Here is a 20,457-nt window from a genome sequence, read left to right on the forward strand (position 1 = left end):
GTTTCTTATTTTGTAGGACAACCGTTGTTTTCAACAGGTCCGGGAACCGTTACGCATTTATCATACAGATCAATCACTCCGTCAAGATCCATATCCAATGCTACACCGGCGCCATCTACTCTTGCTCCTGCAGGAGTATCAAGCTGTCTGTCCCAGTCATCACATACACCGTCATTATCCGCGTCTCCTTTTTCGCATACTACAAGTTCTGTAGCTGCATTTTCTAAAACGCTTGTTCTGTAGTATGCTTCCTGAAGTGGGTCATGCCATGCCAAGTGTGATAATTTGTTTCCTAATTTGAAAGAAACTCCTAAAGTCACAGTCCAGGCATTATCAGATCTTGAATCACTGATCATATTATACTTTGAACCTGGAGTTGCCGGATCGTAGTCGTTGGGATCAGCCCATCCGCCTCCGTCGAATTCATCATCACCACTTATGATATACATTGTTCTTGCTTCAATGTCGATAAGTTTAGATACTTTGTATTTTAATCCTGCTCCAAACTGATAGTATAAAGAGTTAATGTCGAACTCCTTATTAATAAATAAAGGAATTCTCTTCGGATTTTCGCTCCATCTGAATTCATTCCCGTCATGCAAAGAAGTGTTGTAACCTTGGAATCCTATTCCTGCATAACCGTGTAGTGCCCATCTGTAAGGAGAATGATTATCAACTCTTCTCAATAAATTGGAAAAATTAACATCTCCCATTAAAGCAACCTGATCAAACTTGGTAGTTGCCGTACCTACTCCGGCTGCAGCACCTGCTGAACCCGGTAACATTGCTTTCTGCTTTGTTTCACCTCTCTGATAGATAAGGCTTAATCCAAAAACATGAGTGATCTGCTTATCAATACTTACGTAAGCATTATACCCCCAGTTTACCTTTTTGTCATAAAAAGATCTAAGATCAGAATGCGCCATGAATGCAGCACCTCCACCAACGGAAATAGACCAGTCGTTGAAACGTCTGGCTTTGTTGTCAAAACGCTGTACATTAGCGGAACCTGAAGAGAAGGTATTAGGGTACTCACTAGATGAGTTTACTGTGGTACTATCCTGGGCATAAGCCGCGATAGGTAGTGTGGCCAATAATAATAAACCTAATTTCATATATGTTTTTTATGTTTTATTTTAGATAAAATCTTTCAATAATATTTTAGAAAATTCCCTTTCATATAAATGCTTTTGATGGGGTATCTCTAATTTCTCTGATCTGAATTTCAGATCGTTATATTTAATGATATCAATATCTATTATTCTATCGCTATAACCGCCAGATGCAGATGAATCTTTAGTTCTTCCCATCTCAACTTCTATATTTTTAATAAAATCAAGCAGTTGTATTGGCGAGAAAGACGTGAATATTTCTGATGCAATATTACAAAAAATATTGGAACTAACAAATTCTACAGGTTCGGTTATTAAAAATTCGCTTGTTTGTGAAATGTAATTACCGCCCTCACTGATTTTTTTTAAAGCCAGTTCTAAATTTTTTTTTTGATCTCCTAGGTTACTTCCTAGTAACAAAACTACCTTATGCTGCGACATATTGGAAAATTGATTGATTTTATGAGAAGTTTCTTTAAAAACGTATTGGCAAATATAGTGGCTATTGTCCTATTATGTGCCTTATTTTTCGTCTTTTTCATTATGATGCTTGTGTTCAGTTCTATGGGGAATGACAAATCTGTTGTGGTGAAAAATAATTCTGTTCTTACGATTAATTTAAAGACTAATATAATAGACAGTCCTACTGAAGAGGAAATGGGCCTCTTCAATATCAGTGACAAAAGCAAGAGCGTAATGCTTTATGATGTGCTGGAAGCTATTAAAAAGGCTAAGACAGATGATCATATTAAAGGGATAAGTATTGAAGCTGATAACTTTCATGCAGGCATGACCCAGATTGATGATATAAGAAATGCTATTGAAGACTTTAAAAAGAGCGGAAAATTTGTATATGCCTATGGAAATGCTGTTTCCCAGGCCTCTTATTATTTAGGTTCTGTTGCCGACAAGTATTATCTTAACCCATCAGGAATGATAGAACTGAAAGGGCTGGCTACTGAGGTGACATTCTTTAAAGACTTTGCTGATAAATATGGAATTGGTATAGAAGTGATAAGACATGGGAAATTTAAATCAGCGGTTGAACCTTTTTTAAGAAATGATATTTCTCCTGAAAATAAAGAACAGCTGGGTACTCTTTTAAATGATATCTGGAAAAATACATCCACTAAAATGGCAGTTTCAAGAAAAATTGATACTGCACAGTTTAAAATGGTTGTTGACAGCTTATACGGGATGATCCCTGAATTAGGATTAAAGTACAAGCTTGCCGACAAACTGATCCAGAAAACAGAGTATGATCAGATGATAAAATCAAAACTTAGCCTTAAAGAAAAGGAAAAGCTGAATAAAGTATCATTAGCGGGCTATATCAGTTCTTATGCAGATGAAGATAAGTCCGGAGAGAAAGTAGCTGTATTGTATGCGTCAGGAGGAATTAACAATGGTGATGGTTATAACGAGATCTATTCTGAAAAATATATAAAATACATCAAAGATCTTCAGAATGATGATAAAGTAAAAGCGGTTGTTTTCAGAATTAATTCTCCGGGGGGAAGTGCTAATGCTTCAGATGAAATTTTATTTGAATTACAGCAGCTTAAAAAGAAAAAGCCATTGGTAGTTTCTTTTGGAGACTATGCAGCTTCAGGAGGATATTATATTGCGATGGCTGCAGATAAAATTTATTCAGAGCCTAATACGCTGACAGGGTCTATCGGAGTTTTCGGAGTGATACCTTATTATAAGGATATTGCAAACAAAAATGGTATCCGTTCTGATATTGTTGCTACCAATGCCAATTCTCAATATTATTCACCTCTGAACGGCGTTACCCCTTACGGAGTAAATCTGATCACCAGAAGTGTGGAAGGAACCTATAAAAGGTTTGTATATTTTGTAACGCAGAACAGAAAGCAGACTTTCGAGCAGATTGACAATGTTGGCGGAGGAAGAGTATGGAGTGGGGCACGTGCTAAGGAGATCGGTCTTGTCGATGAGCTTGGAACTCTGAATGATGCGGTAAAGTTTGCAGCACAGAAAGCAGGATTGAAATCTTATCATGTGTCTTCTTATCCTAAAAGAATGTCTCCATTTGAGCAATTTTTCAAAGATCTGAATGAGGAAGATATTTCTGCAAGAATCATTAAAAATAAAATAGGTAAAGCCAACTATGAAATTCTTCAGCAGATTACAGATCAAAAACTGCAGTCTGAGGTGAAAATGGAAATGCCTTACCAGATCAAAATCAACTAAACTAAATTATATTGTACAAAAAATCCCGGGACTGAATTCAGTTCCGGGATTTTATTTTTTATCTACTCGTATTAGCCTTTCCTAGTAGCCATTCCGTAAATCCAGAGAACGATAAGTGCTCCTCCTACGGCTAAAAGCATACTTCTGAAATCGAAACTGTCTGTAGTTCCCCATCCCAAAAGGCTGCCTATAAATCCTCCTACGAAAGCTCCAACAATTCCTAAAATAATCGTCATCAGCCAACCGCCACCTTGTGTTCCAGGCATAATAAGTTTTGCAATTGCACCTGCGATAAGACCAAATATGATCCAAGTTAAAATTCCCATAGTTCTAAATTTTTAATTGTTAATGTATAAAATTTGATATCTAAGTTAAAGATAAAATATGATAAATATCATCTTTTCTTGAAAAAAGAGTCTACAAATTCTGTACCATTAAACAATTGAAGATCCTGCATCTTCTCGCCTACCCCTATATATTTTACCGGAATCTGGAACTGATCTGATATCCCTATAACAACACCGCCTTTAGCTGTGCCGTCAAGCTTTGTTACTGCCAATGCATTCACTTCTGTGGCTGCTGTAAACTGTTTTGCCTGTTCAAATGCATTCTGTCCTGTAGATCCGTCAAGAACCAGAAGAATCTCATGAGGAGCATCTGGAATTACTTTCTGCATGACTCTTTTGATCTTCGAAAGTTCATTCATCAGGTTGATTTTATTATGAAGTCTTCCCGCAGTATCAATAATCACTACATCTGCACCCTGTGCAACAGCACTCTGTACCGTGTCAAAAGCCACAGAAGCCGGATCTGATCCCATATCCTGTTTTACGATAGGAACTCCCACTCTTTCGCTCCAGATGGTCAGCTGATCTACCGCTGCCGCCCTGAAGGTATCTGCGGCACCAAGGACAACCTTTTTTCCTTCAGACTTAAACTGGTGAGCAAGTTTTCCGATTGTAGTGGTTTTCCCAACTCCGTTCACGCCAACTACCATGATGACATACGGTTTTTTTGAACTGTCTATATTTCCTGTTCCTGCATGAGGGTTTTCAAGAAGCAGCCCGGAGATTTCTTCACGGAGAATATTGTCAAGTTCGCCTACACCCACATATTTATCGCGGGCAACGCGTTCTTCAATTCTTTCTATGATTTTGATGGTTGTAGATGCGCCTACGTCAGATGCAATCAGTATTTCCTCCAGGTTATCCAGTACTTCATCATCTACTTTGCTTTTACCGACTACGGCTTTCGTCATTTTTTCAAAGAAACCCTGGCTGGATTTTTCCAGGCCTTTATCTAAAGTTTCTTTTTCTTCTTTTTTGAAAATATTTTTAAACCAACTCATAGTTCATTCTTATTTGTTTTTATAACTGCCGTAGCCTCTACTTCTATAAGGACGTCATCTCTGAAAAGACGGCTCACTTCCACAAGGCTGCTTACAGGAGGATTTTGAAGGTTGATATATAAGTCACGGATTTTTCTAAAGTCTGGTGTTTTGGAAATATCAGTAATGAAGATTCCCAGTTTTACAATATCCTTTCCTGTAGCTCCATATTCTTTCAGGATGAATTCGATGTTTTTAAAAACCTGTTGGGTCTGCTTCTCAACATCGTTTCCTACAAGATTACCCGAAGCATCCAGCGGTACCTGTCCTGAAAGTAAAATCATTGTAGAAGTTCCACAGTCTATACTTACCGATTGTGAAAGCCCTTTAATGGTAAAAACCTCCGGGGAGCCTTTGTATTCTACATTGTTCATTTTTTCCTGACCGAATGAAAATAGAAAAATTTCTGTGAAAACCAGAATGAAAATCTTTTTCATATGGATATATTTAATTGATTAATCATCTGGTGAACAAAGATAACAAAAAAACTACCCAAAATATGAGTAGTTTTTTATATTGTAAATAAAGTGGAGATTATTTCTTCAAATAACCGTCTACTTCGTCTGCATTCATTACTTTTTCTTCGAAAACGTAAGCACCTGACTTAGATGACTTAACCATTTTCACAACTTTAGTCATTTTCTTTGACTGACCGCTTTGTAGGGTTGCTACTACTTTCTTTGCCATGGTAAATTATATTTATAAATTACTTGATTTCTTTGTGAACTGTAACTTTCTTAAGAACAGGATTGTACTTTTTCAATTCCAGTCTCTCAGTAGTGTTCTTTTTATTTTTAGTAGAAATGTATCTTGACATTCCCGCCATACCACTTTCTTTGTGCTCTGTACATTCAAGGATTACCTGAACTCTATTTCCTTTTTTTGCCATGATTTATTAATTCTTTTTAATCAATCCGTTTCTAGTAGCTCTTTCAATAGCTTCCTCGATTCCAATCTTGTTAATCACTCTCAATCCATGAGCTGATACTTTCAGTGTTACGTGCTTATCTTGCTCCGGAAGGTAAAACTTCTTCTCCAATAAGTTAATTTCAAAACGACGCTTCGTTTTGTTATTAGCGTGAGAAACGTTGTTACCAACCATTGCACGCTTTCCTGTTATTTGGCAAATTCTTGACATATCTCGATGTTCTTATTTGTATAATATTTGAGGTTGCAAAATAACGAAGAATTTTTTAGATAGACAAATCTTTTGAAAAATATTTACAAATAACTGACTGATTAATAATCATGATTTTAAAATAAAATATTTCCCGAGACACGCTGAGCCAAGTGACTGATATATTTCATGTAAACTTTCCGGGAAATGCAAATCCGAATGTTTTATCTTTGTTTTTAATTAATCTAAATAAAAATAATATGAAGAGAATTTGTATTCTTTTATCTATGCTTCCCGTTGGACTTATGGCTCAGGATTATGCAGAGATCCAGACCGGTATGAAAAATTTTTATTACGGATCGGCTGCTACAGAAGATATGGATGGTGATGGAAAGCAGGATGTGGTGATCAACGGAGCAATTGATACTGACTATGATGGCAATGTTGACACATCTTTTAACGAAGTATATAGGAATAACGGAACTTCGCTGGTGCCTTACGCCAGTCTGGGAGTAGATGCAACGCACCTCGGAGATATAAAATTCATGGATTTTAATAATGATGGTCTTCTGGATATTATTTCCACAGGATTAAGCTATAATGATGTTGTTAATTATAAGCATTACAGATTCCGGAACTCAGGAGCGGGCTTTATTAATGAAGCTGTGCTCGACGGAAAAATCTACGGATCTTTAGAGGCTTTTGATTTTAATAATGACGGTAAGGTAGATTATGCCATTAACGGAACGCAATATGTTGAAGGGGCGGGTTTTCTGAATAACCTCGATTTTTATAAGAATACCGGGACTGATTTCGAGATCTTTAAAGGCTGGCAGCCGGGAACACAGAATGGAAGCTTTAAGTTTGTAGATCTCAATAATGACAATTTTCTCGACCTTGTTATCCTGGGAATGGAGCAAGGTGATCAACCGGTCTGTAAAGTGTATCTGAACCAGGCAGGAACGCTGACGCCATCACAGGATCTTACTGCCCTGACGGGTGGAAAAATGGATTTCGCAGACTTCAATGCAGACGGCTATCAGGATATTGTTATTACAGGTCAGGATGATAGTTATTCCGGATTTCTTGCCGTACTGATGAATGATGGAACCGGGCATCTGAACACAAAGCAGATAAGCGTTGCTGAGATCTCGGATTCATCTGTAGCTACGGGTGATCTGAATAATGACGGATACTATGACTTTATTGTTTCGGGAAATGATGAAAATAACGGTGCTATAGTAAAAACTTTTCTATACAATCCTTCCACTCAGAATTTTACTGAAAATATACCTACAGGACTGCATGCTTTAGGAGGCCCGGGTTTTGTGAATTTATTTGACTTTGACAACAACAACCGTCTGGATATTTTATTGGCCGGATTTGATTGGGCAGATCCGGGTATGCCTTCACTGACTAAAATGTTCAAAAATACTTCTACGGAAATTAACCTGAAACCTTTACCTCCTGCAGTTCTTAATGTAACAAAGACCGGAAACCGCTTTAATTTCTCATGGAGTGGTGCATCTGATGATAAAACCCCAGCGAATGCCCTCCGTTATGAGATTAAAGTTGGATCTTCACCCGGAGCCGCTGATATTGCGAAGTATATAGTAACAACACCATCCTGGTTCCTGGATCTGGATCACTCTGTTCAGAATGTGTACTGGAGTGTAAGATCAATAGATGCTTCGAAGGTCTTTTCTAATGCTTCAATACAAGGTGCATTGGGAACACGTGATGTAATAATTAACAACAAGGTTTCGGTATATCCGAATCCGGCATCAGAGAAAGTATTTATTAAGGGAGAAAAAGTTTCGGATGTTGAAATGTACTCTATGGACGGAAGAAAGCAGAATATTGTTTTGAATGATGATCAGTCGATCAACGTCTCACATCTCACGAAAGGAGCTTACCTGTTAAAACTGACAACTAAAAACGAGATAACCACTCAAAAACTTATGATTAAATAAAACTGAAGAGTTCTATTAGTAAGAAAAGCCAGTCGTCCAGCTGGCTTTTCTGTTTTTATAATGAAGATTGTAATTAAAAAAAGAACTTTATCCACCGGATAAAGTTCTTTTTTTATTTTGGTTGTATTGTTGTGAACCACCCATCAAATAAATTGTCTAAGTAGTGGATAAATCTTTAGATTTTAAAAAACTTAAGTGTACTTTTTTATACACAAAATTTAAACTAAAAACTAAATGTTTATCTTTTGTAACTTTTGTGGTCGATATTACGCTTTCTTGGTCCTGTTTCTAAACTTTTCAATCAAAAAGTAAAACAGTAAAAAGCCCAGTGCAAAAATGGAAAATCTTGATAACAGGTCTCCCGCTCTTGTATAGAAGGTCATCGTTTCATAAAGATTCACTTTGGCGAATAATGTTGTTTTATCCCCATAGAAAGTATCGGCTTCCACTTCTCCTTTTGCATTGATATGGGCAGATATGCCACTGTTGGCGGCACGTGCAATTTCTCTTCGGGTTTCTATAGCCCTTAGCTTTGCATACGAAAGAAGCTGCTTGTGCCCTTCTGTAACCCCCCACCAGGAATCATTGGTCATGATGCCTAAGAAGTTGGCTCCTTTTTTTACGTAATCCGTTGTAAATTCTCCGTAGATGCTTTCGTAGCAGATGATAGGTGCCAGTTTGCCTTTATTGTAGGGGTTTGAAAAAGATTTTCTTTCCTCATCTATTCCTAAAGAAGCCACAGTTCCGCCCAGATTAAGCATTGCATCACCTAAGAGGGGCTTCAAAACACTCATGTACGGGAAAATTTCCACGCCGGGAACAAGCTTTCCTTTGTGATACACCTGAACCTTCTCTTGTGGTGCAATCTGAATAGCGGTATTATAGCTTTCCACCCAAAGCTCCGGATTAACCTGATAAGCTTCCTTCGGGATGTTCTCCTGGCTTTTATAAAAACGGTGTGAAGAAATTCCGGTTGCAAAAACAGCTCCCGGATGTTTAGATAAAAATCCTTTCACATTGTTTAAAAGCAGACTTTTCTCAAAAGCAGTTTCGGAAATTGAGCCTCTTCCGGGAAGAGCTGTTTCAGGGGCGATATAATAATCAATCTTTCCTTTTGAATTGTTTTCTGCCAAGGTTAAAAGATCATTTTCAATAGTCAGGCTGTCTTTTGAATACTTTTCAGCATAAGGATCAAGATCCGGCTGCAGCATCAGCACATTAACCTGTCCTGATGGTTTTTCGTCGAAATTATTGTATTTGATCAATGAGATAATCATCGGAAGAATGATTAAAGCAGCAACCATTGAGGTATTTTTGATCAGGTCTTTTCTTTTTCTTCCCGCTTCCCAGGTTCTTAAAGTATAAAAAATCAAAACATTGATGGATAAGATCCAGAAACTTCCTCCGGTTGCTCCCAGGGTGTCATACCACTGTATTAATTTAGGATAATCTGAAAATACATTTCCTAAATTCAGCCACGGCCAGGTGAGTTCCCAGTTCAGATGGAATTTTTCAAAACTCATCCATATGGCAATCAGAAATCCTAATCCCCAATACGTTCCCTGTGCATTTTTGTACCAGTGGTAACACTGGAAAACAAGAGAATAAAGGAAAGAGTTAACCAAAACGGGAAATACAACCGCCATCATGGAATGGCTTCCATCAGGGTTCTTAGAGCCATATAGCCATCCGGTCGTTACAATATTCCAGATCACAAAACAAAGATAAGAAAGGCCGAAGACCATCCAGCTTTTTCTTTTGTACGATGAAAATTTTGAGATTCCGTGTTCCATCATCAAAAGAGGAACAAGAGCAAAAAATATAAAGAAAGGAACTCCGTAAGTAGGCCACGAAACAGACAGCAGCATTGCTGAAATGAGCGTAAGTAAAATGTATTTCATTAAATTAATTTAACACACAAATTTAATGTTTTTGAAATGAATAAATTTGTACTTCATGTTAAAGAAGTTTTACAAAATTATTATTGTTCCTTATACATTGTTTTTGCTGTATCTCATGTTCTGGGGAATGGGCAGGTTTCAGTATGCGGATAATCAGATCACCGTGGAACCCATTTTTTCAACCATAGAGTTTATCCACAATACGATTGAGTGGAAGGATATTGGCATCATTGTTTTAGGGAATATCATTATGTTTATTCCTTTTGGATTTCTTGGCTGGATATTTCCCAGGCTCAGAGATCTTAATGCATTGATCTATACCTTCATTTCTTCTATCATTATCATTGAGGCACTTCAGTATTTTACCAGAATGGGGATATTTGAGGTAGATGATATCATTCTTAATACTTTCGGTGTATATCTCGGATGGCTGCTCTGCCGGTTGGTAGAAAAAAGATTTAGCCGTTTAGTTCTTTAGCCCGCTTTTCGGCATTTAAAATTCCGTTTTTTAAAATTTCTTTAAAATTGTGGTCTTCAAATGTTTTTAACGCAGCTTCAGTGGTTCCGCCTTTCGAAGCTACATCTTTGATAAGTTCTTCCAGATTCTTTTCGGAATTGTTGATCAGGTGATAAGCGCCCAGCATGGTTTGCTGTACAAACAGTTTGGAAAGATTTTCATCGATTCCCATTTCTACGCCGGCTTTTATCATGGCATCTACAATGTAATAAAAATAGGCCGGCCCGCTTCCTGAAAGTGCTGTAACGCCATCCAGAAGGTCTTCATTTTCCAGATAAACCGATCTGCCGGTGCTGTTCAGTAGTCTTTCAATATTGATCAGCTGGCTGAAAGAAATGCCTCCTGCAGCAGTATAGCCTGTAATACCCATTCCCAGAAGAGTAGGAGAGTTGGGCATAGCCCTTACAACGAGAGGATGGTTTAATAATTTTTGAATCTTTTCAATCTTAATTCCGGCCATGATAGAAAGGACCATCTGGTTTTCTTTTAATGTAAACTGGAAATTTTCAGTAACATGCAGAAAGTCCTGCGGCTTTACAGCTATAATAATAAGATCGGCATCCAGTTCTTGAGTCTCTTCGAAAGTGGAGATCTGTGATTTTGGAAATTCTTCGGCTATTTTAGAGATTTTGGACTGACCCCGGGTGATCAGATGGAGGTTTTCCGGTTTGATCAATTCATATTTTAAAAATGATTTTGAAAAGGAAAGGCCCATTTTGCCGGCTCCGAGGATCGCTATTTTCATGTTTGTGCTCTTTTTCAGCTAAAATAATATTTTTATTCCTTTACGAGGTATTTAATTCAGAAAAAAGCTGTTTTCACAATTTAAAAAAAACAGTCTCTTGTATCAAATAATATTTACTTCCCGTTCCAGTTCTATTCCAAACTTCTCTTTGACAGAATGAATGATTTCTGTAGAAAAATCAAAAATTTCTTTTCCGGTGGCATTTCCGGTGGCATTCACGATAACCAGTGCCTGAAGTTGATGTGATGCAGTATTTCCAATCTGTTTCCCTTTCCATCCGCACTGTTCGATTAGCCATCCGGCAGGTACTTTTACCACATCTCCGTTTGGGTAGCCTGGAATGTTTTCAAATTTTAGCTTTAAATCTTCAAATTGGGTGAGAGGAATAGTTGGATTTTTGAAAAAACTTCCGGCATTGCCCATTATTTTAGGATCCGGGAGTTTACTCTGCCTGATATTGATGACCGCTTTGGAAACATTCTGAATCGTAAGATGGGTGATTCCTAAGTTTTCCAGCTCCGTTTTTATTGCACCATATTCTGTTTTGATGTGGTGATCTTTCCTGGTTAATTTAAAACTAACTTCCAAAATTACATACCTTCCCTTTCCTTCCTGTTTGAAAATAGAATCCCTGTATCCGAAATGGCAGTCTTCAAGGTTAAATGTTTTAACCTCAAGATTTTCAAGGTCTAAAACGGTACAGCTGACAAAAGTGTCCTTTATTTCGGCTCCATAAGCTCCGATATTCTGCATTGGCGAGGTTCCTACGTTACCAGGAATCAATGACAGGTTTTCCAGTCCGCCGTAGTTTTTTTCAAGGCTGTACATCACAAATTCGTGCCAGTTTTCTCCGGCTTTTGCTGTTACAAGCACTTCGTTTTCATTAAGATCTTGTTCGGAAATTCCTTTCAAGCTGAGCTTAATGGCAAGGCCGTCAAAATCTTTCGTCAGAAGGATATTGCTTCCGCCACCTAAAAATAAAACCTGAAGATGGTGGTCTTTAGAATAATTGATTGCATCCTTGAGGTGCTCAAGGGTTTGTACTTCAATAAAATATTTTGCTTTGGCGTCAACACCAAATGTATTGTAAGGTTTTAAAGAAAAATTTTCTTGCATGTTTTTATTGGTATTCTGTGGGAAGAATGAGGTTGAGTTGTTCTTTAAACTGTTTCAGCTGCCTGTAATGCAGCGTATCAGCATAAGAATTGACATAAATATGTGACTTTTTCGGAGTTCTGATCTGAAAAGTTTCGTCGATGCCATCTACAGACTGTTGACTTGGAGAACTTTGTATTACATCCAGATCTTTAATTTTGATCGAAGAGATAAGGTTATTCCAGGTCTGTATGCTGATGGCTGAATCCCATTCTTTATGGATTTGGCGGGCTGTGATGCCCTTTTCCGCGTGTATGGAGTCTTTTGTGACTTTGACGATCTTATAATCGCCCTGGTCGCCACCGATATTGGATACACTGATGAAAGTTATCTCATTTGGGTTTTTAGGACTGGCCGAAGTTAGTTCTTTCTTTTTGTCACAGGAAAAAAATGCCGGCAGCAAAAACAATAAAAACAAGAGTTTCAGGTAAGTATTTTTTATTGCCGGCATCATAAATTATATTTTAGAGGCTGAATTCTTCTCTGTATTTCTTCAAAGCATTTTTAAGGATCTCAACGCTTCTCTTAAGATCTTCCTCTTTCAGGACGTAAGCGATTCTTACCTGTTTTTTTCCCAATTCAGGATCACTGTAGAAACCTCCTGCAGGAGCTACCATAATCGTTTCCTTATTAAGGGCGTATTTTTCTAAAAGCCACTGTGCGAATTTTTCGGTATCATCTACCGGAAGCTCTGCTACACAATAGAAAGCTCCTCTCGGCTTAGGACAGATTACTCCTGGAATGGCATTAAGAAGATCTACCAGGATATTTCTTCTGTGTGTATATTCTTCTCTTACTGCTCTGATGTATGCACCGTCGTTCTGGTGCGCTGCTGTTGCTGCGATCTGGCCTAAAAGCACCGGGCTCAGTCTTGCCTGTGCAAAAAGCATTGCCGCATCATGGATCTTTTTAGAACGTGTTACCATACACCCGATTCTTACTCCGCACATAGAATAACGCTTGGATTCTGAATCAATGATGATGCAGTTATCACTCAGTTCAGGGAAATCCAGCATAGAGATCTGCTGTTTCCCGTCATATACATATTCTCTGTATACTTCGTCGGAGATAATAACGATGTCATATTTTAAGGCAATTTCTGCCAGCTGCTGAAGCTCTTCACGGGTGTAAAGATACCCTGTAGGGTTACCCGGGTTGCAGATAACAATTGCTCTTGTTTTTTCTGTGATTTTTTTCTCAAATTCTTCGATCGGAGGAAGGGCAAAACCTGTATCAATAGTAGATGGAACCGCTACAACATTAACGTTGAATGTGCTGGTAAACCCATTATAATTAGCATAATAAGGTTCAGGAATGATGACCTCATCACCATCATCACATAAAGTGGAAATGGCAAAGTTTAATGCTTCAGATCCTCCATTGGTCACAATGAAATTATCAGGTGTCAGATCCGAAAAACCTAAGGTATGATAATACTCCGTAAGAGCTTTTCTGTATTCTATATTACCTTCAGAAAGTGCATATTCCAATACTTTAAGGTCGATATTCTTTAAAGCATTTAAAGCTGTTTCCGGTGTTTCAATATCAGGCTGTCCGATATTGAGGTGATACACTTTTATTCCCTGCTGTTTTGCTTTTAAAGCATAAGGAACTAGTTTTCTTACCGGCGATGGCGGCATATGCTGTGCTCTGTTTGAAATATTTGGCATTGTTCAAAAATTTGTATGGCAAAAATAAGATTTAATTTCTCAATAATAAAATAACGTGTTGCCCATTTTGACTGCTTTTTAATTGTTTTGAAAATCAGTGAGTTAAAATTGATTATTGTCCGTTCTTTTGATGTCTATGGGAATCTTTCTGATTATGCTTGATACTGATCGGCAGCTTTCTTAAAGTGCTGACTATTGGAATTTGATTATACATTAGAATGAATTGAAATTGTTAAAATAATATATTAAAATGCGAATAAAGCATTTGGTTAGAAAATAATGTTTTCATATAAGTTAAATGTATATAATTTAAAGTTATTGATTAATTATTGGTTATTTAATAAAAATTTAAGCTTTGTTTTGATTTTTTTATTAAATTTAAGCGATAATAAAAAATAATTATGAAAACAAATTTACCAGTTAGAGCTCTATCTGTTATGGCTCTTTTTGCGGCAGCAATGATGAGTGCCCAAAACTTTCAGACGATGCCTGTCCAGTCCGGGTATACGGCAGATGTAATCGCCAACGGTGTAGGTTCAGCAATGACATCCACTACAGAAGATGTTGACGGAGTATCTTTTGCATTTGTAGCAAGAGATTTTCAACTTACATCCAGCAGCACACCAATTACTTATGGTCTTCCGGTTAATGGGATCATTAATTCTGCAGTAGCTTCTACACCAGGGCTGAGCTTCAAGCTTGGAGATCTGTCTGGGAGCAATTCTTTAAAAATTTCAAGCAATGCTGCCGGCAGCAACAGTGGAACACTTTCATTTGTAAGCCCGGTTGCAGCTTTTAAAGTGTATATGCTTTCAACTGGCGGAAGTGGGGCATGTACAGTGAATGTAACAGTCAATTTTACAGATAATACTTCCCAGACATTTTCGGGTGTAGCGATCTCTGACTGGTATGGCGGGTCAAATTATGCCATACAGGGAATCGGACGAATCAACAGAAGCAATAATGTTTTAGAGCCTAATTCTACCAATCCGAGACTGTATCAGTCGGCCTTAACCATCGATGCAGCCAATCAGACCAAACCTATTCAAAGTGTTACCGTAACGAAAGTCAGTGGTACAGGCATAGCGAATGTATTTGCTTTTTCTGCTGATGCGTATACAGATTGTGTTGCTCCTACACTTCAGCCTGTAGGCACACTGACTTCTAATTCTGCTCAAGTTTCATGGACGATACCGGCCAGTGTTCAGGCGGTAAGCTATGATGTTTATTACAGCACCAGTAATACAGCGCCTACAGCTGCAACGGTACCTAACCATCCTGGAGTTACGGGAACTTCTTTTACCATTCCTTCTTTATTACCAAGTACGGTTTATTATTATTGGGTAAGAAGCAATTGCAGTACGGCAACGTCTCAGAGTGGTTGGTCATTATCCGGAACATTTACCACCTTGTGTGGGGCTGTGGTCCCGTCATATACGAATGATTTCAGCAGCTTTCCGGGAACATGCTGGGCTGGGGCTCTTTCCGGAGGCACACCTGCTACAGGTCCTACAGGGACATCGTCTTATTGGACATCGGGTGGATTCTTAGGCACAGGTTCCGGAGGATCAGCGACGATCAATTTATATTCAACAGGCAGAACGGGCTGGCTAAAAACAGTACCTTTCAATCTTTCTGCGGGATCATATAAAGTTAAATTTGATTATGGTGTAGCGGCTTATCTCAGTACCAGTGCTTCGCCAATGGGATCTGACGATGTTATTCAGTTTTTGGTATCCAATGATGGCGGTACGACATGGACTGTTTTGGAAACATGGAATCAGGCTAACGCGCCGACCAATACCTCAACTCAATATGTGTATACTCTAGCAGCATATAACAGCGCTAATACCGTATTTGCATTTTACGGAACAGACGGAACAGTGAACGATGATCCTGACTATAATTTTTATGTAGATAATTTTACTGTTGAGAACGCACAGCTGGGTACTTCAGAAGTAAAAGCCGGTATTAAGAAAGTATCGGTTCATCCAAATCCGTTTAAAGACATCCTTTATATTTCCGATAATAGAGAAGTGAAATCTGTAACGGTAGGGGATTCTTCCGGAAGAGCTGTAAAAACAATTACAGGAGCTGTAAGAGAGCTTGATCTGAGTACACTGAATACAGGTCTGTATTTTGTTACTATCTATTTTAAAGACGGATCACAGTCTACGGTGAAGGCTATCAAAAAATAATTTTTTTTAATGTCAATAAAGTTGAGCGGCAGTGCATTGATGTACTGCCGCTTTTTGTTTGATTAAATTTCGATCGTGGTATTCATAAATTTTGTTATTTTGAGAAAAATTAAAACATATTGAAAATGCAAATTCCAGCGGATTCTATAACTGATTATATTTCAAAAATTCCTGAAGAAAGACAGGAAGTATTCAAAAAGCTATTTGATACCATAAACGATAACCTACCAAAAGGTTTCCGGGAAAATATCAGCTATGGCATGGTTGGCTGGGGCGTTCCTCTAGAAACTTATCCGGCTGGCTATCATTGTGCACCGGGTACGCCATTGCCGTTTATGAGCCTGGCCTCCCAGAAAAATTTTATTGCATTTTATCACATGGGTATTTATGCAGATCCAGAGCTGTTAAATTGGTTTGTAACCGAATATCCAAAACATTCAAAAAGAAAGCTCGATATGGGGAAATCCTGTGTGAGGTTCAAAAAAATGGATGATATTCCTTTTGAGCTCATTGCTGAGGTCAGTAAAAAAATGACGGTTGAAGACTGGATTAATAGCTATGAAACACAGTTTAAGAAAAGTAAAGAATCTGTTTCAAAAGAAAAATAGCTTAATAATTTGTAAATCCTGATTGTGCCCGGCAATAAAAAAATATTATGATTAAATGTAAAGAAGATCTGTTTCAAAAAATTCCTCAAGCTCTAGCCTATATCATTTTCCTCGCTGGGATTTTGTTATTGCAGCAATGTACCACTCTGGCTCAATCCGGGAAGCTGAAGAACGGGGATCTGCTTTTTGTGACTGCAAAAGAAACCGGGTTATCAGGAGCGATTAATAATGTGACACAAAAACAGAAAGAGGCATCATTTGATCATATTGGAATTCTAGAAAAAGAAAATAATCACTGGTATGTACTGCATGCAGCTCCCAAAGGTGGTTCCCAAAAGCAGGATCTGAAATTTTTTCTTAAAGATCAGGCTGATGACGGCCAGAAAGTAATAATTTACCGCCTGAAGCCGGAATATCAGAACGCTGTTCCGGCTGCTCTTAAAAAAGCAGAATCTATGATAGGAAAACCTTATAATTTCAATTATATTCTGGACGAAAATTCTTTTTACTGTTCAGATTATATTGAAAGAGCGTTCAGGGAAGACCATATATTCAAGCTGGAACCAATGACATTTATTGATCCCAAAACAGGTAAAACCAATGAATTCTGGGCAGAATTTTACAAAAAGAAGAATCTGAAAGTTCCGGAAAGTGAGCCGGGATGCAATCCTAATGGACTAGCCGCTTCAGATAAACTGGAAAGAGTAGGAGAATTATAAATAACATTACCCTTAAAGATGTAGTAATCTTTAGGGGTATTTTTTGGTTTAAAAGTCTAGCTTAAAAGTTTGATGTAATAATCCTTGAATATTAAATTAAGAAAAAAATTTAGTTAAAATTTAAAATTATTAGTCCACTAATTTGGTGGACTAATAATTTTTTATACTTTTGTCAAAGATTTAACGCAAAAGCAACCATGATCTAGAAAATGTTTAACCAAAAAATTGTTTAGTGATGATTACACCTAATCCTACGTTGCAGGTTCTACCCAACACAATTAGCCTGCCTAAAAAAGAACTGATACTGGAAATAGAATTAAATGGTAAAATGAAATTTGAACATTTAATGAATATCATTTATAATCAGTTCGGGATCTGTCACAGAGTGCTGTCTGCTAATGTAGAATATGTCAACGGAAACAGTTTTGGTTCAGTACAATTATATATTAATGTCAATTCAGAAGATTACCAGCAGCTGGAATTTTATCTGAATAAAAATAAACTTTTAAATACCATGGTGGAATATAACTGCCGTAAGTATTTTTAGGGGAGATTCATATAGTTTTAATTACAAGAAAGCATCCGGTTTTTTATCGGATGCTTTTTTATTGCAGTTCTTCTAATGGTTAAAGGTGAATTTTATTCCAATTCAAAAAAACAGTATTTTTAATGAATACAAAACATAAAAATTATGACCATAGTTATTATCATTGCTTTAATTGCAGTATTCCTCATTTACGGAGTATCAATCTACAACCGTCTGGTAAAATTGAAAAATCTAGTTCAGGAAGCTTGGAGTAGCATTGACGTGATGCTTAAAAAACGCCACGATCTTATTCCTAACCTTGTGGAAACTGTAAAAGGCTATGCAACCCATGAGCGGGAAACGCTTGACAGTGTGATAAGAGCCAGAACACAGGCTGTAGGTGCAGATTCGGTACAGGCGAAGGAAGCTGCAGAGAAAAATCTGAATCAGGCTATGATGAATCTGTTTGCCGTAGCGGAACAGTATCCTGATCTGAAAGCCAATACCAACTTTCAGCAGTTGCAGAGCGAGCTTACCTCTATTGAGAATGATGTGGAGAAATCCAGAAGATATTATAACGGAACTGTCCGTGAAAACAATACGTTGGTTGAATCTTTCCCAAGCAACATCATTGCCAATATGTACAAGTTTGAGAAATCACCTTTCTTTGAGCTTGAAAATATTGCAGAAAGAGAAGTTCCATCCGTAAAATTCTAAGAAATGAAAAAATTACTGCAGCTTTTCCTCCTTCAGTTTTTTTTCATAGCCTTTGCCCAAGATGAATTAGCGCGGACGGATCAGCTGTCCATTATCGGATCAGAAAAAATTATCTCCTTCCATTCGGATATTGATGTGGATAAAAATTCGGGGATTACCGTTACTGAAAATATTAAAGTATACAGTCTTGGAAATAATATAAAAAGAGGAATTTTTCGCGCACTTCCTTTGTCCAGAAATCTGAACAATAAAACCCAGAAAGTAAGATACCATATTATTTCAGTGAAAAAAAACGGAGAAGAGGAAGATTATCATGAAGAGAAAGAAGATGGCTACCTAAAAATATATGCCGGAAATAAAGATGTTATCCTCGATCCCGGAACCTACGACTATGAAATAAAATATAAAACAGAGAACCAGATTGGTTTCTTTCCAAAGTATGACGAATTTTACTGGAATGTAAACGGAACCTACTGGGATTTCGATATAGATACTATTTCAGCAAAAGTAAATCTTCCTGCCGGAGCCGGGATTATTCAGAACTCCTGCTATACCGGAGCATATGGCAGCAACAGCCAGAACTGTACAGTCAAAGTACTGTCCAATGAGTCTATAGAATGGGGTGCTTCAGGTCTTCATGCCAATGAAGGTCTTACCATTGCAGTAGGTTTCAAAAAAGGAATTATGGCTCCGCCACCGCCGCCAACTTTCCTGGAAAAGTACGGGGTCTTGATTGGCGGATGTATCGTATTCCTGATACTGCTTCTGTATCTTTATTCAACCTGGATGAAATACGGGATAGATCCGGAAACCCCTACTGTTTATCCACAGTTCAATGTTCCTGAAAATCTTTCGCCGGCTTCCCTGGGATACATCAACTCCGAAAGTTTTAAAAATAAATACCTGACGGCAGCTATTGTCAGCCTTGCAGTAAAAGGATATGTAAAGATTATAGAAGGAGAAGATTCCGGTCTGCTGGGGTTTTTCAATACCAAAACCTTTACATTGAAGAAATTGAAAGCTGCAGATGAAATGCTTCCGAAAGAAGAAATCAACCTGATGAATAGTCTTTTTTCAGAATTTGAAGATTCCGTCAAGTTTGACGGAAAATATAATCCGAAAATAGAAACCGCTGTTCAGAACTTCAAAGGAACGCTGGGCTTTCAGCATGACGATTTTTTGAATGAAGGAAATAATAAGAAAAAGTTAGTGCTTCCATGGCTTGTTATTAGTCTGGTGTATGGCTTCGGTTTATTCTTAAGTTATAATATATTGCCGGAACCTGAAAGAGTATTTGCCGGAGTAATTTTATACATTATTATTTTTATTGCCTTTGCTTTAATAACATTTTTAGCGAAGAAATTATCATGGAAACTTTTATTTTTTATTCCTATTCCTCTCAGTATTGCTTTAGGAATAGGAGGAGTAATTTCTCAGGAAGGAACAGAGGTCGGGAGCATTAACTTTAGTGTCTGCTATATTTTTCTTGTGCTGGCATTTTCAGTAATGGTACTTTATCAATATTTAATAAAACAGCCATCAAAAGAAAAGCTGAGAAAACAATCCCTGATAGATGGCTTCAAAATGTATATGGGAGCAGCAGAGAACGAACAGCTGAAATTTCACAATCCTCCTCAAATGACTCCTCAGGTTTTCGAAACCCTTCTGCCTTTTGCTATGGTCATGGGAGTCGATCAGATCTGGGGACAGAAATTTGATGAATTGCTGAAGAAAACAGCAGCAGAATATCAAAATACCTGGTATTACGGCGGCGTAATGAATCATTATGCTTTTGCCAATACCCTGAACTCCAGTCTTACCCAATCCATACAATCTGCATCTACTAAACCGTCCAGCTCAAGCAGCGGTTCCGGTGGAGGCGGCTTCTCCGGCGG

General features: G+C 37.8%; 22 protein-coding genes. 9 read left to right on the top strand and 13 right to left on the bottom strand.

The window, feature by feature from the left end; translation table 11 throughout:
* Positions 1-5: 5 nt before the first annotated feature.
* Positions 6-1,115: an outer membrane beta-barrel protein gene (locus tag DRF61_RS20395; RefSeq protein WP_111960535.1), complete on the bottom strand. Its 1,110-nt coding sequence runs from the start codon at positions 1,113-1,115 to the stop codon at positions 6-8.
* A gap of 21 nt (positions 1,116-1,136) precedes the next feature.
* Positions 1,137-1,553, bottom strand: a complete 417-nt coding sequence (gene folK / locus DRF61_RS20400; RefSeq protein ID WP_111960537.1) for a 2-amino-4-hydroxy-6-hydroxymethyldihydropteridine diphosphokinase — start codon at positions 1,551-1,553, stop codon at positions 1,137-1,139.
* 21 nt (positions 1,554-1,574) lie between these two features.
* Between folK and sppA the strand changes: the two genes are divergently transcribed.
* On the top strand, positions 1,575-3,329 hold the full coding sequence (gene sppA, locus DRF61_RS20405; RefSeq protein WP_111960573.1) for a signal peptide peptidase SppA: 1,755 nt from the start codon (positions 1,575-1,577) through the stop codon (positions 3,327-3,329).
* Positions 3,330-3,400: 71 nt separating this feature from the next.
* Here sppA and DRF61_RS20410 read toward each other — a convergent pair whose 3' ends face one another.
* The 6 genes from DRF61_RS20410 to rpmB all read right to left on the bottom strand — a co-directional run bounded on the left by DRF61_RS20410 (position 3,401) and on the right by rpmB (position 5,854).
* The gene (locus DRF61_RS20410) at positions 3,401-3,655 is read right to left on the bottom strand and encodes a GlsB/YeaQ/YmgE family stress response membrane protein (protein ID WP_111960539.1); all 255 of its coding nucleotides are present in this window, start codon (positions 3,653-3,655) and stop codon (positions 3,401-3,403) included.
* Positions 3,656-3,723: 68 nt separating this feature from the next.
* Positions 3,724-4,677 carry a signal recognition particle-docking protein FtsY gene (ftsY, locus tag DRF61_RS20415; RefSeq protein ID WP_111960541.1) on the bottom strand — a complete coding sequence of 318 codons (954 nt, stop codon included), beginning with the start codon at positions 4,675-4,677 and terminating at the stop codon, positions 3,724-3,726.
* Positions 4,674-5,153, bottom strand: coding sequence for a RidA family protein (locus DRF61_RS20420; protein ID WP_111960543.1), 480 nt, complete (start codon positions 5,151-5,153; stop codon positions 4,674-4,676). The genes ftsY and DRF61_RS20420 overlap by 4 nt, the downstream gene beginning before the upstream one ends.
* Before the next feature lie 97 nt (positions 5,154-5,250).
* Positions 5,251-5,403, bottom strand: coding sequence for a DUF4295 domain-containing protein (locus DRF61_RS20425; RefSeq protein WP_002976755.1), 153 nt, complete (start codon positions 5,401-5,403; stop codon positions 5,251-5,253).
* Between the two features lie 19 nt (positions 5,404-5,422).
* Positions 5,423-5,605 carry a 50S ribosomal protein L33 gene (gene rpmG / locus DRF61_RS20430; protein ID WP_007841812.1) on the bottom strand — a complete coding sequence of 61 codons (183 nt, stop codon included), beginning with the start codon at positions 5,603-5,605 and terminating at the stop codon, positions 5,423-5,425.
* Between the two features lie 6 nt (positions 5,606-5,611).
* Positions 5,612-5,854, bottom strand: coding sequence for a 50S ribosomal protein L28 (gene rpmB, locus DRF61_RS20435; protein ID WP_002976757.1), 243 nt, complete (start codon positions 5,852-5,854; stop codon positions 5,612-5,614).
* Between the two features lie 239 nt (positions 5,855-6,093).
* On the opposite strand from rpmB, the gene DRF61_RS20440 reads away from it, so the two are divergent.
* Positions 6,094-7,806, top strand: coding sequence for a T9SS type A sorting domain-containing protein (locus DRF61_RS20440; RefSeq protein WP_228452721.1), 1,713 nt, complete (start codon positions 6,094-6,096; stop codon positions 7,804-7,806).
* 266 nt (positions 7,807-8,072) lie between these two features.
* On the opposite strand, the gene lnt is transcribed toward DRF61_RS20440, so the two are convergent.
* Positions 8,073-9,707 carry an apolipoprotein N-acyltransferase gene (lnt, locus tag DRF61_RS20445; protein ID WP_111960547.1) on the bottom strand — a complete coding sequence of 545 codons (1,635 nt, stop codon included), beginning with the start codon at positions 9,705-9,707 and terminating at the stop codon, positions 8,073-8,075.
* 55 nt (positions 9,708-9,762) lie between these two features.
* Here lnt and DRF61_RS20450 point away from each other — a divergent pair, with 55 nt between their 5' ends.
* Positions 9,763-10,185 carry a VanZ family protein gene (locus tag DRF61_RS20450; RefSeq protein WP_111960549.1) on the top strand — a complete coding sequence of 141 codons (423 nt, stop codon included), beginning with the start codon at positions 9,763-9,765 and terminating at the stop codon, positions 10,183-10,185.
* Here the strand turns inward: DRF61_RS20450 and proC are convergent.
* The 4 genes from proC to DRF61_RS20470 form a co-directional block, all read right to left on the bottom strand.
* The gene (proC, locus tag DRF61_RS20455; RefSeq protein ID WP_111960551.1) at positions 10,166-10,969 is read right to left on the bottom strand and encodes a pyrroline-5-carboxylate reductase; all 804 of its coding nucleotides are present in this window, start codon (positions 10,967-10,969) and stop codon (positions 10,166-10,168) included. The genes DRF61_RS20450 and proC overlap by 20 nt on opposite strands.
* Before the next feature lie 102 nt (positions 10,970-11,071).
* Positions 11,072-12,085, bottom strand: a complete 1,014-nt coding sequence (gene murB, locus DRF61_RS20460) for a UDP-N-acetylmuramate dehydrogenase (protein WP_111960553.1) — start codon at positions 12,083-12,085, stop codon at positions 11,072-11,074.
* A gap of 4 nt (positions 12,086-12,089) precedes the next feature.
* On the bottom strand, positions 12,090-12,578 hold the full coding sequence (locus DRF61_RS20465; RefSeq protein WP_228452723.1) for a hypothetical protein: 489 nt from the start codon (positions 12,576-12,578) through the stop codon (positions 12,090-12,092).
* A 10-nt stretch (positions 12,579-12,588) separates the two neighbouring features.
* Complete coding sequence (locus tag DRF61_RS20470; RefSeq protein ID WP_111960557.1) at positions 12,589-13,794, bottom strand: pyridoxal phosphate-dependent aminotransferase; 1,206 nt, start codon at positions 13,792-13,794, stop codon at positions 12,589-12,591.
* Between the two features lie 401 nt (positions 13,795-14,195).
* Here DRF61_RS20470 and DRF61_RS20475 point away from each other — a divergent pair, with 401 nt between their 5' ends.
* From DRF61_RS20475 to DRF61_RS20500, 6 genes are all read left to right on the top strand, one after another.
* Positions 14,196-15,992, top strand: coding sequence for a T9SS type A sorting domain-containing protein (locus tag DRF61_RS20475; RefSeq protein ID WP_111960559.1), 1,797 nt, complete (start codon positions 14,196-14,198; stop codon positions 15,990-15,992).
* A 125-nt stretch (positions 15,993-16,117) separates the two neighbouring features.
* Entirely contained in the window at positions 16,118-16,600 is a 483-nt protein-coding gene (locus DRF61_RS20480; protein ID WP_111960561.1) for a DUF1801 domain-containing protein, read from the top strand.
* A gap of 47 nt (positions 16,601-16,647) precedes the next feature.
* Positions 16,648-17,319 (top strand): YiiX/YebB-like N1pC/P60 family cysteine hydrolase, encoded by a 672-nt coding sequence (locus DRF61_RS20485; RefSeq protein WP_111960563.1) that lies wholly within the window; start codon positions 16,648-16,650, stop codon positions 17,317-17,319.
* A 235-nt stretch (positions 17,320-17,554) separates the two neighbouring features.
* Positions 17,555-17,866, top strand: coding sequence for an NIL domain-containing protein (locus tag DRF61_RS20490; protein WP_111960565.1), 312 nt, complete (start codon positions 17,555-17,557; stop codon positions 17,864-17,866).
* Positions 17,867-18,010: 144 nt separating this feature from the next.
* Positions 18,011-18,562, top strand: a complete 552-nt coding sequence (locus tag DRF61_RS20495) for a LemA family protein (protein ID WP_167409451.1) — start codon at positions 18,011-18,013, stop codon at positions 18,560-18,562.
* Between the two features lie 3 nt (positions 18,563-18,565).
* Positions 18,566-20,457 (top strand): DUF2207 domain-containing protein (locus DRF61_RS20500; protein ID WP_157963415.1); only part of this gene is annotated, 1,892 nt, incomplete at its 3' end.

Origin of the sequence: Chryseobacterium lathyri (assembly GCF_003290185.1) — a bacterium.
Taxonomy (GTDB): domain Bacteria; phylum Bacteroidota; class Bacteroidia; order Flavobacteriales; family Weeksellaceae; genus Chryseobacterium; species Chryseobacterium lathyri.